Origin of the sequence: Nostoc sp. (genome assembly GCF_036917815.1) — a bacterium.
In the GTDB taxonomy this organism is placed as follows: Bacteria; Cyanobacteriota; Cyanobacteriia; order Cyanobacteriales; family Nostocaceae; genus Nostoc.
The window spans coordinates 22740-41779 of record NZ_JBALEK010000068.1; the positions used below are offsets into that span (position 1 = coordinate 22740).

General features: G+C 41.1%; 19 protein-coding genes. 6 read left to right on the top strand and 13 right to left on the bottom strand.

What is annotated here, in order from left to right; translation table 11 throughout:
• Window positions 1-33: 33 nt before the first annotated feature.
• Both tnpA and dndC read right to left on the bottom strand, forming a co-directional pair.
• On the bottom strand, window positions 34-432 hold the full coding sequence (gene tnpA / locus V7K97_RS21615; RefSeq protein ID WP_334803052.1) for an IS200/IS605 family transposase: 399 nt from the start codon (window positions 430-432) through the stop codon (window positions 34-36).
• A gap of 67 nt (window positions 433-499) precedes the next feature.
• Entirely contained in the window at window positions 500-2116 is a 1617-nt protein-coding gene (gene dndC, locus V7K97_RS21620; protein WP_334803053.1) for a DNA phosphorothioation system sulfurtransferase DndC, read from the bottom strand.
• A 247-nt stretch (window positions 2117-2363) separates the two neighbouring features.
• Here dndC and V7K97_RS21625 point away from each other — a divergent pair, with 247 nt between their 5' ends.
• Window positions 2364-3962, top strand: a complete 1599-nt coding sequence (locus V7K97_RS21625) for a DGQHR domain-containing protein (RefSeq protein WP_334803054.1) — start codon at window positions 2364-2366, stop codon at window positions 3960-3962.
• Here V7K97_RS21625 and V7K97_RS21630 read toward each other — a convergent pair whose 3' ends face one another.
• Together V7K97_RS21630 and V7K97_RS21635 are read right to left on the bottom strand one after the other, a co-directional pair.
• The gene (locus V7K97_RS21630; RefSeq protein ID WP_334803055.1) at window positions 3963-4940 is read right to left on the bottom strand and encodes an HNH endonuclease; all 978 of its coding nucleotides are present in this window, start codon (window positions 4938-4940) and stop codon (window positions 3963-3965) included.
• A 173-nt stretch (window positions 4941-5113) separates the two neighbouring features.
• Complete coding sequence (locus V7K97_RS21635; protein WP_334803056.1) at window positions 5114-5587, bottom strand: DNA phosphorothioation-associated protein 4; 474 nt, start codon at window positions 5585-5587, stop codon at window positions 5114-5116.
• Between the two features lie 690 nt (window positions 5588-6277).
• Between V7K97_RS21635 and V7K97_RS21640 the strand changes: the two genes are divergently transcribed.
• Window positions 6278-6835: a hypothetical protein gene (locus V7K97_RS21640; RefSeq protein ID WP_334803117.1), complete on the top strand. Its 558-nt coding sequence runs from the start codon at window positions 6278-6280 to the stop codon at window positions 6833-6835.
• 77 nt (window positions 6836-6912) lie between these two features.
• Window positions 6913-7557, top strand: a complete 645-nt coding sequence (locus V7K97_RS21645; RefSeq protein WP_334803057.1) for a DUF3318 domain-containing protein — start codon at window positions 6913-6915, stop codon at window positions 7555-7557.
• Between the two features lie 567 nt (window positions 7558-8124).
• On the opposite strand, the gene V7K97_RS21650 is transcribed toward V7K97_RS21645, so the two are convergent.
• Window positions 8125-8922 carry a 7-carboxy-7-deazaguanine synthase QueE gene (locus V7K97_RS21650; RefSeq protein WP_334803119.1) on the bottom strand — a complete coding sequence of 266 codons (798 nt, stop codon included), beginning with the start codon at window positions 8920-8922 and terminating at the stop codon, window positions 8125-8127.
• 199 nt (window positions 8923-9121) lie between these two features.
• On the opposite strand from V7K97_RS21650, the gene V7K97_RS21655 reads away from it, so the two are divergent.
• Window positions 9122-10171, top strand: coding sequence for an anti-sigma factor antagonist (locus tag V7K97_RS21655; RefSeq protein WP_334803058.1), 1050 nt, complete (start codon window positions 9122-9124; stop codon window positions 10169-10171).
• Window positions 10172-10478: 307 nt separating this feature from the next.
• On the opposite strand, the gene V7K97_RS21665 is transcribed toward V7K97_RS21655, so the two are convergent.
• The 4 genes from V7K97_RS21665 to V7K97_RS21680 form a co-directional block, all read right to left on the bottom strand.
• The gene (locus tag V7K97_RS21665) at window positions 10479-10988 is read right to left on the bottom strand and encodes a hypothetical protein (protein ID WP_334803059.1); all 510 of its coding nucleotides are present in this window, start codon (window positions 10986-10988) and stop codon (window positions 10479-10481) included.
• Window positions 10989-11006: 18 nt separating this feature from the next.
• Window positions 11007-12023, bottom strand: coding sequence for a hypothetical protein (locus V7K97_RS21670; protein ID WP_334803060.1), 1017 nt, complete (start codon window positions 12021-12023; stop codon window positions 11007-11009).
• Between the two features lie 95 nt (window positions 12024-12118).
• The gene (locus V7K97_RS21675) at window positions 12119-13576 is read right to left on the bottom strand and encodes a YcjF family protein (protein ID WP_334803061.1); all 1458 of its coding nucleotides are present in this window, start codon (window positions 13574-13576) and stop codon (window positions 12119-12121) included.
• Window positions 13577-13618: 42 nt separating this feature from the next.
• Window positions 13619-13759: a hypothetical protein gene (locus V7K97_RS21680; RefSeq protein WP_334803062.1), complete on the bottom strand. Its 141-nt coding sequence runs from the start codon at window positions 13757-13759 to the stop codon at window positions 13619-13621.
• Between the two features lie 60 nt (window positions 13760-13819).
• Between V7K97_RS21680 and V7K97_RS21685 the strand changes: the two genes are divergently transcribed.
• Together V7K97_RS21685 and V7K97_RS21690 are read left to right on the top strand one after the other, a co-directional pair.
• Window positions 13820-14131: a hypothetical protein gene (locus tag V7K97_RS21685; protein WP_334803063.1), complete on the top strand. Its 312-nt coding sequence runs from the start codon at window positions 13820-13822 to the stop codon at window positions 14129-14131.
• Window positions 14132-14138: 7 nt separating this feature from the next.
• Window positions 14139-14330 (top strand): hypothetical protein, encoded by a 192-nt coding sequence (locus tag V7K97_RS21690; protein WP_334803064.1) that lies wholly within the window; start codon window positions 14139-14141, stop codon window positions 14328-14330.
• 417 nt (window positions 14331-14747) lie between these two features.
• Here V7K97_RS21690 and V7K97_RS21695 read toward each other — a convergent pair whose 3' ends face one another.
• From V7K97_RS21695 to V7K97_RS21710, 4 genes are all read right to left on the bottom strand, one after another.
• Window positions 14748-15701: an asparaginase gene (locus tag V7K97_RS21695; RefSeq protein WP_334803120.1), complete on the bottom strand. Its 954-nt coding sequence runs from the start codon at window positions 15699-15701 to the stop codon at window positions 14748-14750.
• Between the two features lie 261 nt (window positions 15702-15962).
• Window positions 15963-16463: a CGLD27 family protein gene (locus V7K97_RS21700; RefSeq protein ID WP_334803065.1), complete on the bottom strand. Its 501-nt coding sequence runs from the start codon at window positions 16461-16463 to the stop codon at window positions 15963-15965.
• Complete coding sequence (rsfS, locus tag V7K97_RS21705; protein WP_334803066.1) at window positions 16460-16918, bottom strand: ribosome silencing factor; 459 nt, start codon at window positions 16916-16918, stop codon at window positions 16460-16462. The genes V7K97_RS21700 and rsfS overlap by 4 nt, the downstream gene beginning before the upstream one ends.
• A 540-nt stretch (window positions 16919-17458) precedes the next feature.
• On the bottom strand, window positions 17459-18730 hold the full coding sequence (locus V7K97_RS21710; RefSeq protein WP_334803067.1) for a glycosyltransferase family 4 protein: 1272 nt from the start codon (window positions 18728-18730) through the stop codon (window positions 17459-17461).
• Between the last annotated feature and the right edge of the window lie 310 nt (window positions 18731-19040).

A 19040-nucleotide genomic window follows, 5' to 3' on the forward strand; every position in this document is an offset into this window, starting at 1 on the left:
TCGTATATAATCGTGGGTTTACTTGGGAGTTAGTTACCAGGTGGGAATGATTGATTTTTGGCTATGGTGGGTAGCTTGGTTTCTGATGTAATTGGCTATATTATCAATGGCATCATGACTAACTGTAAAAGCTCCATAGCTACCTTGCCATTTAAAAAACTCATCTGGCTTGATTTCATGGGTGATGAAATGAGAAGAACTTCCCTTAATTTGTTTAACTAATTCAGAGATACTGATGGTTGGCGGAAAACCCGTTAGCAGATGGACATGATCTTCAATACCACCAATCGCAATTACGGTACACTTTAACTGTTCACACTCCTGAATAATAGCTGCATAAACTAACTTCTGAATCTCAGGCGTAATTATAGGCAATCTATCCCAGGTCGCCCAAACATAATGTACATACAATTGTGTAAAACTTGCTCTCATTTTCTTTAACCCACGCAGGCGGGTTTCCTCTGTGTAGCCGCGATTTCCAATCGCCCGGTATTCTCTATTATTCTGAATCTTTCTTTTTAAATTTCATACTTCCCCAAGTTACCTGTTCATCACTTTCACCTTCATCTACCTCATTGATTGCTGCAACATCACCCAAAGTCATCTGCTTGACTTTTGCAACATCACCTTGACTAACTGCTTCGCTTAATTCGCGTTTCAAACGAGCATTTTTGATCGCATCTTCTGGAGAACGGGAACTCGTATTAAAACATTTTTCTAGGGTGTCGTATATTCCGACGCGACGAGTCTTTTTGCGATACTGGCGTTCTGTGTCTAACAATTTCGCCATCAGTTCCAAGTGCATCGCGTCACCTTCACAGATTTCTTCTAATACTATCCATTCATCACGACCTAGTAGGCTATAGTCAGCACCAGGACGGGGGTCTTGAAATTCTTCGCCAGTCACTTCTTGATAAATCCGGGGTAAGCTATCATCAAATTCGTGTTTGTCTTCTAGCCAAATGCGGCGAATTTCGCTCATTTCTTCGAGAGTAATTAGAGTTATGTCGCGCATATTTTCTGGCGCTGTCCGACGGGTTTGTGTTTGCGCTTCTAATAATCGTCTAAGCCAATGTTCCCGCCAATATTTGGTATAGGGTCCGGGTATTGGTTCGACAGAAACTTCCCCATTTTTATTGCGTTCAAAAAGCTGAACATCTCCCCAAATTCTTCTAAAATCTCTTTTGTCCCAGTCATCTTTAATATCTAGTTCGTTACGGATATCTAATAGAGGCTGCATCCATTCTTTCTCTTCATCATTTTGGATCATCGCTTCCATCGATTTATCCTTACTAACGATTGTGCAAACCCAACAGCCAAATCGGGAATCACCACAGCTAGGAGTAGAAGTATCAACAACTAGTGGACATTCATTATCGGCTGTTGCACCTCGATACATAATAAATAAGTCTTTGTTGCTATATCCCCAAGAATTTTGCCACTGATTTAAGTAAATCCAAACTTCATCAGTACGCCAATCTTCAATAGGAAGATAAATCAATGAGTTAGGTCGGTTGGGATTAGTATTTATATGATCACGTACCCGCGATTCTCTATGTTTAGCCATCGTAGCAGCACGTTTCGTACTTTCAGCCTTGCGTGTACCTAAGACAAGAATTACTTCACCACTAGACCTAATAACTGCACGAATAAAGCTGTCAGATGGCTGAATTTTAAGGCGTTCTGTACACCATCTAAATCTGTTCCGTGGCGCTGGGTAGCCTTTCCCAATTAAGTTTACCCAAAAGGTATCCTTAATTGCAGGATAAAGCAAATGGGGTTCAATTGGCATTTCTTGCTCTTTAGCAGCAACTTTCATCTGTTCTAAAGAGTTACGTACCCAAACAGAGACCACAGGGTTTTCTACCAGCGTATCAGTTGTAATAACATGAATAGTCTTTTTTCGCTTTTCCTGGGGGAGTGCTGCGATCGCATTCCAGATCAGCTGTAAAGTAGCAGTACTATCTTTTCCGCCCGAATAGCCCACTACCCAAGGTATCTCATCTAAACAATACAATTCTTGAATTTCAGTGGTGAGAGCTTGGATATAGTCCACTAACTCTGCTACAGTACGTACTTGCTGAACTGTCTTTTCTGGTTGTTGTGCTGTAGTCATTTCTCCTTCTCTCTGGAAATACTGGTGTAATATTGGGGCGAATAGGGCGAATAGAATTCGCGGCTACACAGACAAAACCCACCTGCATGGGTTGAAGAAAAGTAATATCTGGGCGAATAGAATTCGCGGCTACACAGACAAAACCCACCTCCGTGGGTTGAAGAAAAGTTTTTAAAAACTTTACTACTTATATCCAATTTTTTGGATAATTAAACTACATAATCCTATTCTGTTTTTAAAATTTAACATGAAAGATAGTGCATCTGACTCAACTGCTGACATCGCTAGAGAGTACCTGGAACGAGAAAACAAGGAAAAACAGGTACTAGCTTTACTCCTAGAGAAGTTTTTAGGGAGAAAAGATCAGATTCTCGTTCAAAAAACCGAGATGGGTGGTACTGAGGCTTATGTTAGCTCTGTTACCTTGGAATGGTTTGCCGGTCGGGTTCACTTCGCCTCTGGCTTACCTCTGTTTCAAAAAAAGTATAATTCTGAGACTGATAATGTCGAGATTGACGCAGATAGTATTGATGAAATTCAACAGCGTCCCCTTGATTGGTCACGTCAAGCACCGCTAGTCCAGTATTTAGCGGCTCGACACAATCACAAGTTTCCGCCAGTGCTGGTAGTAATTAATCAACCGTGGGTGGATAATCCTAAAGCTGCTGAGTGGGATAGCGAAGGACGCGCCACAAAATCTACTACTGATTTCATCCCCCTAGATAAAGACGCTAAAGTAGGTCTGCTAAATATTTCTGAGGATGATGTAACTATTTATGCACTAGATGGTCAACACCGATTAATGGGTGTACAGGGGTTGATGGAGTTAATTAAAACTCGCAAACTCCAGCGCTATAAAAAAGATAAAGGTGCTGATGACAGTTTTATTACAGTCAATGATTTGATAGAAAAGTACCAAGTAGACCTTGCTTACTTGCAAAATTTACCCAAAGAAAAAATTGGTATTGAGTTCATCTGTGCGGTAGCGGCTGGGGAAACTCGCACCCAGGCGAGGCGGAGAGTAAGATCGATTTTTGTTCATGTTAACCTGATGGCTGCACCCTTGACTAAAGGGCAACTAACACAGTTGAATGAAGATGATGGTTTTGCGATCGTTGCTAGAAAAATTGCAGTTACACATCCACTATTAGAACAACGACAAGATCGTAATCCCCGTGTTAATTGGAATAGTGCAACAGTGGCTTCCAATTCTACAGTTTTGACGACCTTGCAAGCTCTGCAAGATATGTCTGAGCGATATTTGGGTCAAAAGTTCCCCCACTGGAAACCCTTGGAGAAAGGTCTAATTCCCATGCGTCCAGAGGATGAAGAACTTGAGCAGGGAATTGAGGAATTTAAAAAGCTATTTGATTCTTTGGCTAGTCTTTCTAGTTATAAGATTTTAGAACATGAGGATACACCAGCTTTACGACGCTTCAGCTTTGAAAAAGATGGCGGTGAAGGAAATATGCTTTTCCGTCCGGTTGCTCAAGTTGCATTAGCGCAAGCTTTGGGAATTTTGGTTTTTAAAAAAGGTTTTTCCCTAGCAGATATTTTTAAGAAACTGCGGAAGTTTGACCAGCAAGGTGGCTTTAGTGGTATGGAATATCCCCAATCTCTTTGGTATGGGGTTTTGTATGACCCAAATAAAAAACGAGTACAGGTTGCTGGACGAGATTTGGCGGCGAAGTTATTGGTTTATATCCTGGGTGGAATTCAGGAACAGATGGAACGTGCTGAACTTCGTAAGGCTTTGGCTGATGCTAGGACTGTAGAAAATAAAACAATAGGTTTTGATGGCGAGTTTGTTGAACCGAAAGCGGTAGGACTTCCACCTGTTCTGTAATTATGCTTGAAAGATATTTTGGCGATGCCATTGCAGCGCTTCCTGTTCTGGAAAGTGTTGCTCTGTATTTGGTAAAATTATTGTTTCACCATGAAAATCTTTCATAGGTTTAGCATGGGGAGATACTTCTTCCAAATCATTGCTAACTATAATTTTGTATTGGTCATCTACAGTAAACCAACCGCTATCAAATGCCCAATGATGGTTTTTACACAGTGCTATTCCATTATGAATTCTACTGTCATAAAATTGCGAAAATGGCTTTATATGTGCGCCATCAACGATATTTTGAGTTACAGATTTAGTTACTTTTAGTCCACAAAAAGCACATTTGTAATCATAAATATTTACAATGGCTTTCCTGAAAAAAGCATTTCTAATTACTGCTTTTCTTAATCTCCATCTAGGATTAGGATCTAAATTCCTATAATCAATAGTTTTGTCTATTTCTAAGGGTACATCTTCAAAATTTTGGTTAATTTTTAAAAAACCTTCTATCGTATTATCTTCAGATGGTAGCCACGCTGAAACAAGTGCATCAATTAATATTTGCTTAGAAATTTCATCTTGAATGAAATTAAATAATTCATCATCCAAATGTGCATAGTCAACATCTTCCTTGAGTTTGGGAATTGTTTGCGGACGACCACCATCATATTCAGAACTATACTTAAGATGCCAAAATTTCCCCTGATCATTTTTTAGATGGAAAAAAGGAAGGGCAAAATCACTTCCCTTAAAAGTACTAGAAGCAAGTACTTCCCAATACTTCTTGAAGGTATCAATCAATTCATCTGATATTTTAATACGATTATCTATTATTAAATCTCGTGTAATTAGGTCAATTATAGATAAGATTAATATGGGTTTATTAAGAGCATCACCCTTTTTCGGACTTTTATACACCTTAATCTTAGAGAAACATTCACAGTAATAAACTAAACTTCGCTGATGTGCTGGCTGTTGTGCTTTACTCATTATTTTATATAATCACAAGTATTTTCTCAATGTTGTGGTAATTATTATAGCGGTTCTCGTTCACGTGAGGTACACCCGTAGGGGCAATTCATGAATTGCCCCTACACCTTGCGATATAATGTTGTACCGCATCTGAGTGGTAACCGCTATAGTAAGCGTGGATTGATGATATTTTATGAAAGAAATTTGCTTAAATCAAAATCCTCTTCTTGGGAGTTATCTTGAAACCTTTCATGGCTGAGAATCAATAAAATTCTTTCAGAATAATCTACTGCACCCCGGATTTCTGATTGTAAGATTTCAAGTCCACCATTCGCATATTCTTCAAAAATATAATTACTTTTTTCGTTATTGTTTCCTTCTTCGAGAGATAAAACTTTTATATCTTGAGTTTCAGCAATTGCTATTAAATTTATTACCGTATTATATCCCCTGACTATAAACTGTTCTTGGGGTATTGGCGATGGTTCCCTTTTAGAAATCTCTCCCAAAGCCACCCGCCTTTTATGCTTTGCACCCAAAGCTGCTGCAAACACAATCACATCAGCAAAAGTATTAAAAGGACCTGTTCCACCATCTGAAGATGTTAAATCCTTCACCAACTCAGCCTTATCTTTAGCAACCCTGATTCTGCCAGTTTCCGCCATTGTTTTAATATTTAATGTGTAGCTATCTTAACCGAAAGTCAAAAGCGATGCCTAGATTGGGCTTTGCCTACGCTCCCATAATGGCTATCATTCTATACTAAGTACAATAGCGATCGCTTAAACAAACAAATTATTCACTAACATAGTCTATCCTGGCACTGCGGGTTCAACTTCAGCCACCTCACCAGATAAAAAAACTGAAATCATTGAATTACAAAATATCCCGAATAAAGAATTATCTTCCAGAATAATAGCTGTTGAACATCTTATATGTCGCCTCAAGACATTCCAAATTGCTAGTGAAAGTTCGGTCTGAACAGGAATAAATACAGTCGGATCATTAAAAGTATTTGTGGATTAGTTAGGTTAGGGACTGACAAATAAAAAAATATCCCAAAACTGACGCAAAAATCCTCTCTATTTCTCTTCTCTCTGTGTTCTCTGCGTCTCTGTGGTTCGTTTTTTGGATAATTTATTTCTTGGAAGTCCCTTACGACTAAATCGATTAGTTTGATTCACATAAATAATTAGTAGCTGCTCTGAAAAATGATTTTTGTCTCTTCTATTTTGGCAGAAAGTTTTGATAAAATATCCGTTTATAGTCAGGACTTACGCAACTGGCACAGCGCGATCGCAATTCCCCATCCCGGCAACCTGCGGTGTGGTGGGAGTACCCTTACGGAGGACTGGATGGGAGCTAACCTCAAACAGATTGCCAACTATTTAGACAACCTTGGTTGGGACTACCGTTTTGATGAAGAAGAAGACCGAATTATAACAGGTGTGGAGGCTGATAACTTAGAAGATTTCCTAATAGTTGTGCAGTTGGATGAAGAGGGAAAATTTTTTCGGGTATTTGCCCCTCAAGTTCTGGCAGGAATTCAAGACCATCCTCACAAGGCAATTATCCTACAGACAATGCTTGCCATTTCCTGGGAAACCAAAATGTTGCAATGGGAGTATGACCCATCCGATGGTGAAATTCGTGCAATTATTGAGTTTCCTTTAGAAGACTCCATTCTCACAGAAAGACAATTTCACCGTTGTCTGAGTGGGTTAATTCAGATTGTGGATGGCATAGCGATACCTCGCCTAAAAGAAGTGATGGCCACAGGTCTCGATCCGGGGAATATAGAACTTGGGGAAAGACTGTTACTCAGTATCCAAGAAGAAGCCCCAGGATTGTTAGATTTGCTGGAAAAAGCAATGGAAGCGCGAAAAAAACGAGGAAGTTTTAAGGACGAGTGAGACGGAACATCACTTAAATAGCTATACTCCAAAGTGATACCCTCACTATATACTGAAATTTTCTGGGGCTGGATATTATGACATCCTATGCAACCTCCTCTGCCAAAGCGGAAATGAGTGAACTCCGGCGGTTGAAAGGCTTACTACCGCCAGAATTACAGAGCTGGGTCACGGTTGAAGGCACAACTGAGGTCAATCCACCCCTGGTTCGCTGCGAAGAAATTGGTAAAGACCAGGTAGAAATTCAAATTGACTTGGTGAAATGGGATGCCCTCGCAATGGATCAGCGTAATCTGCTGTTCTGGCATGAAGTTGCTCGCGTTCAAAATGACACAATTCCTAAAGATGGTTGGGAAATGGCAGCACTAGCCATCGGTTTAGGTGGTGCTGTAGGCGAATTGTGGGTACAAGATGGATTGCTGCTGGTGTTAGCTTTGTCGCTGTGTAGCGTGTCAGGCTGGCGACTGTACCAAAAGAATAATGGGGAAAAACAATTAAAAGAATTGCTGAATGCTGATGAGAAAGCGATCGCTTTGGCAACTCGTTTTGGTTATAGCCTCCCTAATGCCTACAAGAGTCTTGGCAGCGCCTTGAAAACCCTGATTGACAATACTCCTGGTAAGCGCCAACGGTCGAGATATGAAGCAAGACTCTCTGCTCTCAAACGCAGTGCTAATAAAGCAAAAACTAAATCCAAAACTCCAGAAGAGGACGCACTGTAATTAGTTAGGAGTTAGCGCCGTGTGCGACTTTCTTTCAAACCTAACCCCCAGCCCCTTCCCTGCCAGGGAAGGGGAGCAAGAATCAAAGCCTCTCGACCTTTCGGAGAGAGGAATGGAAGCGGGGTTACAAGAATTAAGTCGCACATCGCGTGAGTTAGGAGTTAAGTCATTGCACCCCACACGCCAGATGCTCCACTTGGGGAGACCCCAGACGCTCTCTACGAGACGCTAAAAGCGAACGCGGACTCGCTAACGCTACGCTATCGCTTTTAGCGTCTCCCCTTCTCCCAAAGGGAGAGGCTAGCGCCAAGGGAGAAGACCGCACTGGCTCCCCTTAATCCCCTAAGAGCTCTTCGGGAGGGGAGACAAAGCGTAGCTTTGGCGGGGTGGGGTTCTTCAGGTTTGATAAGTAATCAAGCGGACATGATATCACTCCTCACTCTGCCTTCGACTGGGAATGACTACTGAGGGGGCTGCTGCCTCTCTGATTAATTAGCAGCAGCAGCGCAATTACCATTTCACAAAATCTTACTTTTTTCTTGACTACATCTTTATCAAACTCAAATTTTACAACTGGTTCAGCATTTTATGCGTCTGGGGGATCACACGCACATGTTTGATAAACCGCTTCATCAAAGCTTGCCAGGTCAAAACTTGATCGCTTGAAGGGGCAAGTACAGGTATTTGTGAAAATTGTTCAGATACTGCTAAAGGCGTAACAGGTTGTAAAAATACTGAGATATCTGGACTAACCTCTGCCACCAACGAAGCTGAACGTTCCAACTCGGCGGGATCTGTGTTTTGAGACACAATTATCTTGACAAAAACATTTAAATATGAGTCATAACATAACTGGAGAGATTTACTATGTTCTTGCCAATGACTTTCGCCGCTAACACTGGGCAATTTGAAATCCATACCTACAGAGTCTAAATAGGGGAGAATCATTGCTAGTTGTTCTGGGCGATGTCCGCCAGTTTCTAAGTATATAGGTAGACCAGTTATGGCTCGCACTTGGGGTAGAAACTGCGTTAAAAATGGGGCATGAAGAAGTGGTTCGCCTCCAGTTAAGCTAATGCTATCGTGTAGACAAGGTAGATTTTGCTGTTTTACCCATTCGATTAATATGGGTAATGGGACAGGGTTAGAGTGGATTTCAAAGTCGCGCAATCCGGGCGATCGCTCTATCCGACAAGTATCAGGTGCATTCCAAGTCTGGGCACTATCACAAAAGTGACAGCGCAAATCACACAAAGCAAAACGAATAAATATCTGACGTGTCCCTACATTCAGTCCTTCTCCTTGAATGGCAGAAAAGACCTCAATCAGGCGTGCGGTAGGTGTAACCGTATTTTTAGCAATCATTATGATCAGAGCAACGCGATCGCGCTGCGTCGGCACAACAGCAAGGATATTTTTTGGCTTCTTGTTCTATTGTGAATCGTCGCTAGCGATCTCCAATCTCAGCCCCGGTAAATAGCAATTAGTCCTTATTACTACTGATTCCGATATTAGGTGAAGTAATTTTGTAGGACAAAGTAGTGTTTGGCAGATTACATTATACATGGCAACGAAAGTGCAGAGCTTCATGACTAGCCAACCGACAGAGGTCGATTTCCCAGTTAATTCCCTAAACGATACGGCTATAGTGCAGATGCCGACGCGGTTAAGCGTGCTGGAGGCTTTAGGCTTTAAGCAAACCTGCCAAAGCTTAATCCAGCCCAATTCACATCCAAAGGAAATTATCATTGACTTTCACCAAACTACTTTTATGGATAGTAGTGGTTTAGGTGCCTTGGTCAGTAATTTTAAATACGCCCAGACGAAGGATATTACATTAACATTGCGGAATGTAACACCTCAGGTAATGGCAGTCCTAAAACTTACGGGATTGGATCAGGTTTTTCCTCTTGAGTCTGTGGAGGATGGGTCGTTAATACAACAAGAAGACCTAGTAGATAATCGGAAGACAACTTCCCGGAAAGTTGAGCAGTTACCCACTACTCACCCTTCTGTGGCATCTTGGATGAAACGGTTCTTAGACATTATAGGGTCAATGGTCGGTTTATTAATTACAGGAGTTTTATTTATTCCCATTGCGATCGCTATTCAAATTAATGATCCTGGTCCGGTTTTCTTTAGTCAAACCCGTTGTGGCTGGATGGGGAAGCGGTTTGAGATTTGGAAATTCCGCTCTATGTGTGTGGATGCGGAAGCGAAGAAATCCCAAGTCAAAAACGAAGTGCAAGGTGCTTTTTTCAAGAATGAGAATGACCCCAGAATTATCAAGGTAGGACGCTTTTTACGGCGAACTAGTCTTGATGAACTACCCCAATTTTGGAACGTCCTCAAAGGAGAGATGAGTTTAGTAGGCACTCGACCACCTACACCCGATGAAGTAGAACGTTATGAAGTACCAGAGTGGCAACGTTTAGATGTTAAACCTGGTATGACTGGCGAATGGCAAGTAAATGGACGTTCTACAGTCCGTAGTTTTGAAGATGTAATTCGTCTGGATTTGCAATATCAAAAAAATTGGAGTTTGGTGTACGATTTAAAGCTAATTTTGAAAACTATAGCTATTCTGTTTAATAGAAACAGTGGTGCTGTTTAGCTAATTACCCTTATTTACAATTTTTTGGTAATTCCCAACTCTCACGATAATTCTTAAATACACCCAAGCCGAAAATAGGCTTGGGTAAATTTTAGGTTCACCTACAGCACTAGGCAAGTGTCATCCTCTACTTAACAAACAAGTAAGTAAAAAGTGAATCCATGCGTGAATGGCAATATGCTGGCATAAATTGTGAGAATATTTCTTGGACATAAACAATGTTAAAATCGCTGGTTTCAAAACTTAAACCTAGTAAACCTGAGCCAGCAAAAAATGAGAAAATACAAGAGCGATCGCGCATTCTAAATTAAAGGCCGGACAATTGTTTAATATATTCAATAACTTGGTCTTTACTGATTATTCTTTCAACTGGCACACAATAAGATGGATAAATGTAATAAGTTTTACCAGATAGATAACTTTTACGCTGATCTTTGATGATTCCATACCTATCAGGATAAATAAACCACTCAGTACTAGGACGTTTTGGTGTTATCGCTCCCCAAGCTACATTAGACTTTAGACAATACCAAATAATTACTGTAGGTGGATATATCCACTGTTTACTCTCTACTTCGCCACACATCCATCCTTTATAACCTGGTGGCAATTTCTTAGGATCTGTAGTGTTTCCAGGCACACTTTTTACAGATATCCAAAATAACTTATTACCTAAACTATCATACACGGGAATGTCTTCATCAGTACCAAACTGACTCATAATCGACTTTCCTACATTAATACCTCTTTTTTCTAATCCATTACAAACCTTTTTGACTGCAACATCTCCTTCACCCTTTAATTCTTCCCAGTTCATGCTTAGTATATTGTTTTGTTAAAACTCACCTGTCATTGTTTGATCCTCAATTTCTAATAAAGGATTACTGAATTGCTTTTCTACTAATTCTGTGAGAATTTGATTACAATATTCAGAAATTTCTGGGTATTTTTGTGCTATCCATCCCACAGGTGTAATTACTAATGGATCGCTAATATCTACACCCATCTTCATCATTTGTATAGTTTCTTCTATCGCTTCATATAGAACGGCTTGTAATTGAGGAAATTTCGTATCCCGGTATGCATATTTATGTACGGAAAGAACATCATTGAGGGTTAAACCATGTTCTTTTATAGAATTAATATTTTCTGCTAAAGGAGAATATAAATCTGGATATATTTCTACCTTCATTAATACAGAACGTATATACTCTCTTTTTGCCTTTTTGTAATTAGCAACTAAGTTTTTACAACTTTTGATTGAAGGTAAAAGCATCTGAAACCAAAACTTCATTTCAGACAATACTTTTTTTTGCCCCAGTTCTTGATCTACAAGCAGTTTGTTAGCTGAGATATCTAACATCCAACGGACGTAGATCGGGCAAAGCCTCCAATAATATGTGACAACTTCTGTGAGTAATTTGAAGGCTTCAGTATAGTTTTTGTATTGTGTTGCTTTGTTATTGTTAGTTTTAGCTTCCTTGACTAAATTTAAGTAATATAACGCCAGAGAAAAATTTTTATTTATTTGTAATAAATATGAATAATTTTTTAATAATTCAAAAACTGTATTTAGGTTATTTTCCTGATACTCTTGTGCAAGTTTGAAAGCTAGATTACTTGCTTCTTGGAATTTATGAGATTTTATTGATAAGTCGTTAGCCGCTTCAGCTTCAGCTGCCAAATGAGTTATTTGTACAAACATTGAAGTGGCTGGAGATTGGGAACTAATACGTTCTTCCAATCTGTGTCTAGTTTGAATAACTAGGTTTTGAAGCTCATTTATGTCAATAGTTTCTAACAAATCTTTGTTAAAAACACCTTCTGGGTTTGTAAGATAAGGCGTTTTCATGATTTACCTATCCTCAAAACAGTAGTCGCAACGATTACCATATTTTTCAGCCTAATACAAAGGCGCAAAGAAAAACTCTGCGCCTCTAGATGAACTTAACCCACGAACTTCTCAACACCAACTACTTCAACTTGTTGCACTTCTGGCAACAAACGCTTCATACCTTGCTTAACAAATCCCTGCAAAAAACCAATCTGCTGATTTTGCTGAAATACCTTTTGCAACGTTTGCCGCAAATTATCCAAATTTAAACCAGTCCCAGAATCGATCGCTATTTCCTGCTGTTGGAAATATTCAACTAGACTTAACCCTGCGACTCTAGTCAGATAAGCTGCACTGACTCCCTGCACTAAGCCACCAGCAACAAAGGTAACGGCATTACTTTTGAGAACAGTACCAATCGCCTTTGTCGAAAGTTCAACTAAACCCAATTTCAGCATCAAACTTCCCATTGTTCCGGCTACAGTTTGCGCCTGTTCCAAGGAAAATTTCTGCTGATAGATATTCCCCAAATCCATTACCATTTGAGCATTAATTGCCGCAGTGGCCAAAATATCAAGGGCTGGGACTGGGTTAGCAAAGGCAGCAGCCGCAGCTATCCATTGATATTGTTCAATAATTGGGGTGGCGCGATCGCGTCTGGTTCCATTCAGCCAGTTTTTCGCCTCAGCTTTCAACAACCCGGCTTTCCTCATGGTAGTTAGCCAAACCAGGCGTTGTCTTTGCTGTACCAAAACTTCACTTAACTGCTGTGTCAACTGCTGGGTATCTGCTGCTGGTTGTTCCATCCACTCTTGCACAGCACCATCAGCTTCATGCTTTCGGACTTTGATGGCAATGGGAGAGGCGGCAGTTGCAACTACATTTCCCTGCATTCGCTGTTTCAATGACAGCAAGATGCTGGCGCTTTCATCGGCTAAATACTGATCTTGTTTATTGAAAACCAGGATTGCGGGCTGGTTTGCTGCTTTTAGCTGCTGTAAGGTTTGAAATTCTGAGTCTGTCAAATCACCGTTTGTCAGGAATAGAACAAAATCTGATTTTGCAACTTCTGCTAAAATAGCTGCATCGGAATTTTCACTCGCTTCTCTAAATAAAGGTGCTGTCTCTTCTAAAGACACAAAATTTTGTGTCTCGACATTTTGCTTTAGCACTTGAATTAAAGTGCTTTTACCCACGGATTTACCGCCAGTCACAGCCACTTTAATTTCTTGTCTGTCTAATTCCCACAACAATTGGGAAACTTGTTCTCGCAGTGTTTGTAACGCCGGATGGTTTTCTGATTCTTGTGCCAGTTGGTTAATTACAGTTTCAGCAATAGAAATCGCACTTTCCACAGTCGCCCGATTTACCACCATACCATCTAGCTGCTCTAAACTGTCTTTCGGGCGATTTTGTTGGAATAACCACAAACCACCGCCTACAGCTAAAGCACTCAACAAACCAAACTCACCCACCTGCACTATAGAATCGTGCCAACTGTCCAACATCCACAGAGAAAAGGACAGTCCCAATCCTCCCACTAAAATTGGTCGCTGCAACTTCACAACCATGATTCTCCGCGCCTTTTAGATGGCTATTTCTTCCAGAATAGATTAAAAACCTGCTTCTGGGAATTGAACAGGCGATGGAACACAATTTTCTTTACCTACAGATGCCTCTAAAATTAACTCCCAAGCCTCACCACGATCAGTAGTCCGAGCTAATTCAACATAAAATGCTACAACTCTACGCAAATCTTTACTAAGCTAACATTGAGTTATCCCAAGAGTCTAAGATTTACAGGATAAATAAATATGAATACAAAACTAGTTGAATGTATAGCGCAGATTATTTTATCCTTATCTGAAGAAGAACGCGAACTTTTAGAAACAAAAATTACTGCCGCAGCGCCATCTTTTAAAGTTCCTCAGTCAATTCAGAAAAATATATCAGACTTAGAGAACCGCTTAAAAACATTTGAAGCACAATATAATATGTCATCAAGTAGCTTTTACCAGCAATTTAAAGCTGGTAAATTAGGAGATGCAATGGACTTTTTTGAGTGGAGTGTATTCTATGAAATATGGGATAATACACAAAAACAATTAGCATCCACTCAGAGTTAACTTTCTGATGGAACTCCAGGATTATATTAGCAGGGTGAAAACAAAACTGAATGAAAGTTCAGTAGTCTATGCAGTTGTAATTGTTGATGAAAGAATTTTACTGAATCGGGGTTACTTCCGCGCCAGATTAACTTTCAAGAACGGTGATTTTCTGGAAATTGCTGAGTCTTTTACTAATCTGCAAAATAAAAATAATTAAATAAAACAAAACCCCGGAATCTTTTAAAATTCCGGGGTTTGATTTCAATTTGGTGGCGGGAAGTGGATTTGAACCACTGACCTTCGGGTTATGCTTACCAACTACAACTTTCGTTGCCCAGATTTACTGGTTTGTGGTCTGGACTGTCCCTTCACCCTCGGCGTTACCGTTAGGGTGTCTGCCTTCCAGTCTCTACACCTTCTCCATTTCTGGAGCTTGGTTCGGGATTACCGCGCTATTGGCTTCCCCGAGTTTGACAGATAAACGCACATAAGTTTCTTTATGTACCGCCCATAGCAAACTTAACTAATAAGCGTGTAGTTAACTTTGCCCGTTGAGCCCGACGAGCTACCAGGCTGCTCTATCCCGCGTCGCTCTTGACTTTTTTATCATAACCCATAGTCAAGAGTTTGGCAACTACAAAAATGATAATTCTCCAATTACTTCTAAACGCTTGTATTTCCCTAAGGTGACAAACTTTTCTGAGAGGCTTTCGGCAGCGCTGGGACTAATCCAACCCATTTGCTGGAGTAAGTGAATCGCAACGGCATATTTTGCTCGTTTTGCCCCATCCATGACTTTGATTGCCAATCCCAAGCCTTCACCGAGTCTACCAATGCACTGCACTCCTTCGGCACCAGTTTTACTGACCAGTTCCCCTGGAGTTAAGCGCATCAGTTCCGTATCAAATTCTCCATCTCCTGCGACCATCGCGGGGTGATGAGTCATAGCCCGGACAATCCGCTCCATATCGAGATTGGTACTAGAGGCTAGCAACGCATACAAAGATGCCATGTGACCGAGTTGCATCAGATAAGTTGGTGCGCCACAGTCATCATGAGCGCTGATAAATTCTGCTGCTGGCATTCGCAGCAACTCTGCTACTTTGCCCAAAATCAACTGCTGTATTGGGTGCTTGCGATCCAAGTAGTTATTTAAGGGCCAATGGCGCTGCTGACAAACGGCTAACATTCCTGCGTGTTTACCAGAGCAATTGTATTCCAGAGGACTCCGCTTACCTTCAGGAATTGGACACTGGAGTATAGTCGGGTCAAGATCAGCCCGCCAAAGGATGTTAAATACCTGTCGAACTTGATCTATTGTTCCTTTGTGGGAACTTGTGATAATTGCTAAGTCGCGATCGCTGAGGTCATAGCGTTCTAGTGTACCTGTAGTGGTGACTGCGAGTGCCTGAAATGGTTTGAGGGCTGAACGGATAAATGCAGCAGTTTCAGAATTTCCGGCAACGGTTAGAACCCGTCCTCGTTCGTCGCAGACAACAGCGTGGACTATATGCCTGGATTCAATAATACCTTCCCGCAGCAACCGGACTTCCAGTGCTGTGGCTTGAGTTCGTTTTCCCATTGTCATGGGTTTATATTTATCACCTTTTTTAATTAATTTAGTCATTAGTCATTGGTCATTAGCTAAGGACTAATGACCCTGCGGGTGATGCCTCCGGCACGCCAAGGGCGAACGCCAGTTGCTCATGGGGGAAACCCCCAGACGCTCTCTACGAGACGCTAAAAGCTAACGCGGACTCGCTTGCCGCCGGCGCTATCGCTCTTAGCGTCTCCCCTTCTCCCAAAGGGAGAGGCTAGCGCCAAGGGAGAAGACCGCACTGGCTCACCTTTAAAACAAATGCCAAACTATAGTACCAGTAACGTACATTCCCGCCAAGCCAGCGAAGGTAAATTGTAACCGCCGCAAAATGGGTTTGATTTCGTATACAACAATTAAGCGATCGCGGTTGAGGACTTCCTGTGGCTTTATCCAAGTTTGGCCGTCGTACCAGCCGGACTCTTCATAAAATACTGTGGGACTACAAAGGCGATCGCACACGTAGAACCAGCCTAAGTACAATCTTACCAGTACCAATACTACCCCGACACTCGCTGCGGCTGCACCACAGAGGATAAAATGTGCAATATACTTGTGGGGAGGAAAACTTGCTGCCGCCACAGGTGCTGCTAAGAGCCAAGATAAACCCCAAATCCAAACAAGTTTTGTGATATACTCGCGCAACTCTAAAGTGGTATCACGAAACAGCCAGGAAGTTTTTAACTCTTCGTACTCATTGAGCGGTTGTTGGTCTGTAGGAACTGGGCAATTTGAAACCGAAGACCTAATCATGTTGGCTTACTCTCACCCTCATCAGATTCTGGAAGGGAAATACGCTCTGCATGAATCCAGAACGCTTCTAAATTATAAAACTCCCGTTCCTTGGGCATCATAATGTGAACGATCACATCGCCGTAGTCTTGTAGTACCCAACTCCCCTCGAGTTTTCCTTCTGTCCTTAAGGGACGACGTTGCAACTCCGTTTCGACTTTTCCTTCAATTGCTTGAGCGATCGCCCTGACCTGTACCTTAGAATAGCCAGTCATCATCACAAAGTAATCCGCCAGGTAAGATACCTCTGCTACTTTGAGCAACAAAATCTCACCCGCTTTCCGGTCTGATGCTGCAACAGCGATCGTTGCAGCTAATTTTTCGCTCGCCTCTTCGGTTTGGCCGTGGCTTATTACCGCACTCTTCATCAGTGGGACAGATTGCAATGGGAAATTTCCTTGGAAATAATCAGTCATTAAACCTCAGGTGCTTTCTTCCTTTTGAAACAATTGTTTACATTTACTTACAAATAACAAACAATTGATCTGACAAATGTGTCAATAGGTTTTTTTGAATACTAACAAAAAAACAGGTGTCTATGGGGCTAGTACCGAAGGGCGGAATTAAAAATTAAAAATTAAAAATTAAAAATGAATACAGCCAAAGCGTTTCATTGATTTGGAATGGGTGGTTTATTTACGCTGTGCTGTACTAGTTTGATAATTGGCTGTTTAGATTTTGACATCAGCAATTGCAGATGGTTATTGTGCAGCGATAAATCAACCAATAGCTTTCCAGCAAGAATTTCCAGCCAAGAAAGCTAAAAATACAATCCAACTGAGCAGACTCATCTAAACATCATGCCCAAGTCCCCGACTTCTCATCAGAATTCGGGGAATCTATCTCCCAAGGGTTTTATGTTTAATTACGTTAGTCTCAGAATCCCCTGATACTTAGATTTTGAGGGCATAGACCACTGAAAGGGTACTTATGCAATGTAACTCTACTGCCAGAGATCAAACTTCTTGTTTTGTAACTCTTGTAGACGGAATTGCTCGACGATTTGCGATCAATGAGTAACATAAAGACTCATACTGATTTAAAGCTTGCTCAAAAGCGTAGTGTTCAACAGCATACTGGCGACTTTTGTAACCCAGAGTTTTGACTTTTTCGGGTTTTTCGTACAAATTTAAAATTGCGATCGCTAAAGCTTGGGGATCTTCTGGAGGAACGATAACTCCGCCGCCACTTTGCCTAATGGCTTTTGCTGCCGTACCATTGTCGGGAACAGAGGCAACTAAGGCTCGTCCACTGGCAAGTAGCACTTGAATTTTTGACGGCATATTGAAGGATATAACATTTTTCTTTTGCACCACTAAGCCAACATCCGCAGCTGCCAACATTTCTGGCAAACATTTGCGCGGTTGAAATGGTAGTAGCAAAACGTTATCTGCGCCGCAGTCTAGACATTCCTGTTGCAATCGCTGTAAACCGTTTGCCTCTCCAACGATGATAAAAACGATATCTGGGATATGGCGCAACACAGAAGCGGCTTTGACGACACTTTCTAAGCCTTGGGTTAGGGCAATGTTACCAGAATAAAGTACTACAAATTTGCCATTAAGATTATGTGCCGTGCGGAAAGAATTATTTTCTTTAGGCAAAGGGCGGATAAAATTTACATCAACCCAGTTGGGAATTTGCACAATTTTGTCAGATTTTACGCCCTTAGATCGTAAATTATCCACAAACCCATCGGCGATGACGCTAATTTTGCTAGCACTGTGGTAAGCAAATTTTTCCAGTAATGTAAACAACTGGATGAGCAATTTATTTTTCAGTAGACCGACGTGGACGGCTGCTTCTGGTAATATGTCCTGTAGATTTAAGATCACCGGACAAGCACGTAACCATCCTAAGAGAGCAACTGGTACACAGCTTGGTAAGGATGGCGATGTTGAGAGAATCACATCTGGACGCCAACCGAAGAGGGCGGGCATAAAACTAGTGACAACGAAACTAGCATCTAGTAACACCCGATCTAATAGGTTAGGTTTTGGACGAATCCAAACGTAACTGCGTTGAATTTCAACGCCATTTTTCTCTTCGTTGAGATACAACTTGCCCCGATATTCCTGGTAAATTTGACGCTCAGGGTAGTTGGGCATAGCAGTGACTACGCGCACTTGATGCCCACGTCTCACTAGTCCCTCTGCTAATTCAGTCATCAATGGGGCAATACCGATAGGCTCTGGATAGTAGTTGTAGGAGTAAATCAAAATCCGCATAAAAAATTATTCCGAAGTATCCCGATTTTATTTAATGACAAATATTTGTCTGAAATATCATTTGGAGGTTGGAAACTCCTATATTTAATTGTGACTCCAGACTCTTTTTATGTCAGGGATTTTCCTTAAAGATTGAGTAAACCTTGATCTGAAATACTTAGAGTAATTATGAATTTTTTTTACTATTTAAGCAGTCTTCATATTGTTCATTTTTTTAGTGGTACTTACGTAGAAACCCTAAGTATATTAGGGTTTGCCAACTCCTAAGACCAAATTGGGATAGTTAGTATTAATTTCCTCTAGATAGAAG

Coding starts and splice junctions, on each gene's coding strand:
- tnpA (WP_334803052.1), bottom strand. CDS start 432: ATGAGAGCAAGTTTTACACAATTGTATGTACATTATGTTTGGGCGACC.
- dndC (WP_334803053.1), bottom strand. CDS start 2,116: ATGACTACAGCACAACAACCAGAAAAGACAGTTCAGCAAGTACGTACT.
- V7K97_RS21625 (WP_334803054.1), top strand. CDS start 2,364: ATGAAAGATAGTGCATCTGACTCAACTGCTGACATCGCTAGAGAGTAC.
- V7K97_RS21630 (WP_334803055.1), bottom strand. CDS start 4,940: ATGAGTAAAGCACAACAGCCAGCACATCAGCGAAGTTTAGTTTATTAC.
- V7K97_RS21635 (WP_334803056.1), bottom strand. CDS start 5,587: ATGGCGGAAACTGGCAGAATCAGGGTTGCTAAAGATAAGGCTGAGTTG.
- V7K97_RS21640 (WP_334803117.1), top strand. CDS start 6,278: ATGGGAGCTAACCTCAAACAGATTGCCAACTATTTAGACAACCTTGGT.
- V7K97_RS21645 (WP_334803057.1), top strand. CDS start 6,913: ATGACATCCTATGCAACCTCCTCTGCCAAAGCGGAAATGAGTGAACTC.
- V7K97_RS21650 (WP_334803119.1), bottom strand. CDS start 8,922: ATGATTGCTAAAAATACGGTTACACCTACCGCACGCCTGATTGAGGTC.
- V7K97_RS21655 (WP_334803058.1), top strand. CDS start 9,122: ATGGCAACGAAAGTGCAGAGCTTCATGACTAGCCAACCGACAGAGGTC.
- V7K97_RS21665 (WP_334803059.1), bottom strand. CDS start 10,988: ATGAACTGGGAAGAATTAAAGGGTGAAGGAGATGTTGCAGTCAAAAAG.
- V7K97_RS21670 (WP_334803060.1), bottom strand. CDS start 12,023: ATGAAAACGCCTTATCTTACAAACCCAGAAGGTGTTTTTAACAAAGAT.
- V7K97_RS21675 (WP_334803061.1), bottom strand. CDS start 13,576: ATGGTTGTGAAGTTGCAGCGACCAATTTTAGTGGGAGGATTGGGACTG.
- V7K97_RS21685 (WP_334803063.1), top strand. CDS start 13,820: ATGAATACAAAACTAGTTGAATGTATAGCGCAGATTATTTTATCCTTA.
- V7K97_RS21690 (WP_334803064.1), top strand. CDS start 14,139: ATGGAACTCCAGGATTATATTAGCAGGGTGAAAACAAAACTGAATGAA.
- V7K97_RS21695 (WP_334803120.1), bottom strand. CDS start 15,701: ATGACAATGGGAAAACGAACTCAAGCCACAGCACTGGAAGTCCGGTTG.
- V7K97_RS21700 (WP_334803065.1), bottom strand. CDS start 16,463: ATGATTAGGTCTTCGGTTTCAAATTGCCCAGTTCCTACAGACCAACAA.
- rsfS (WP_334803066.1), bottom strand. CDS start 16,918: ATGACTGATTATTTCCAAGGAAATTTCCCATTGCAATCTGTCCCACTG.
- V7K97_RS21710 (WP_334803067.1), bottom strand. CDS start 18,730: ATGCGGATTTTGATTTACTCCTACAACTACTATCCAGAGCCTATCGGT.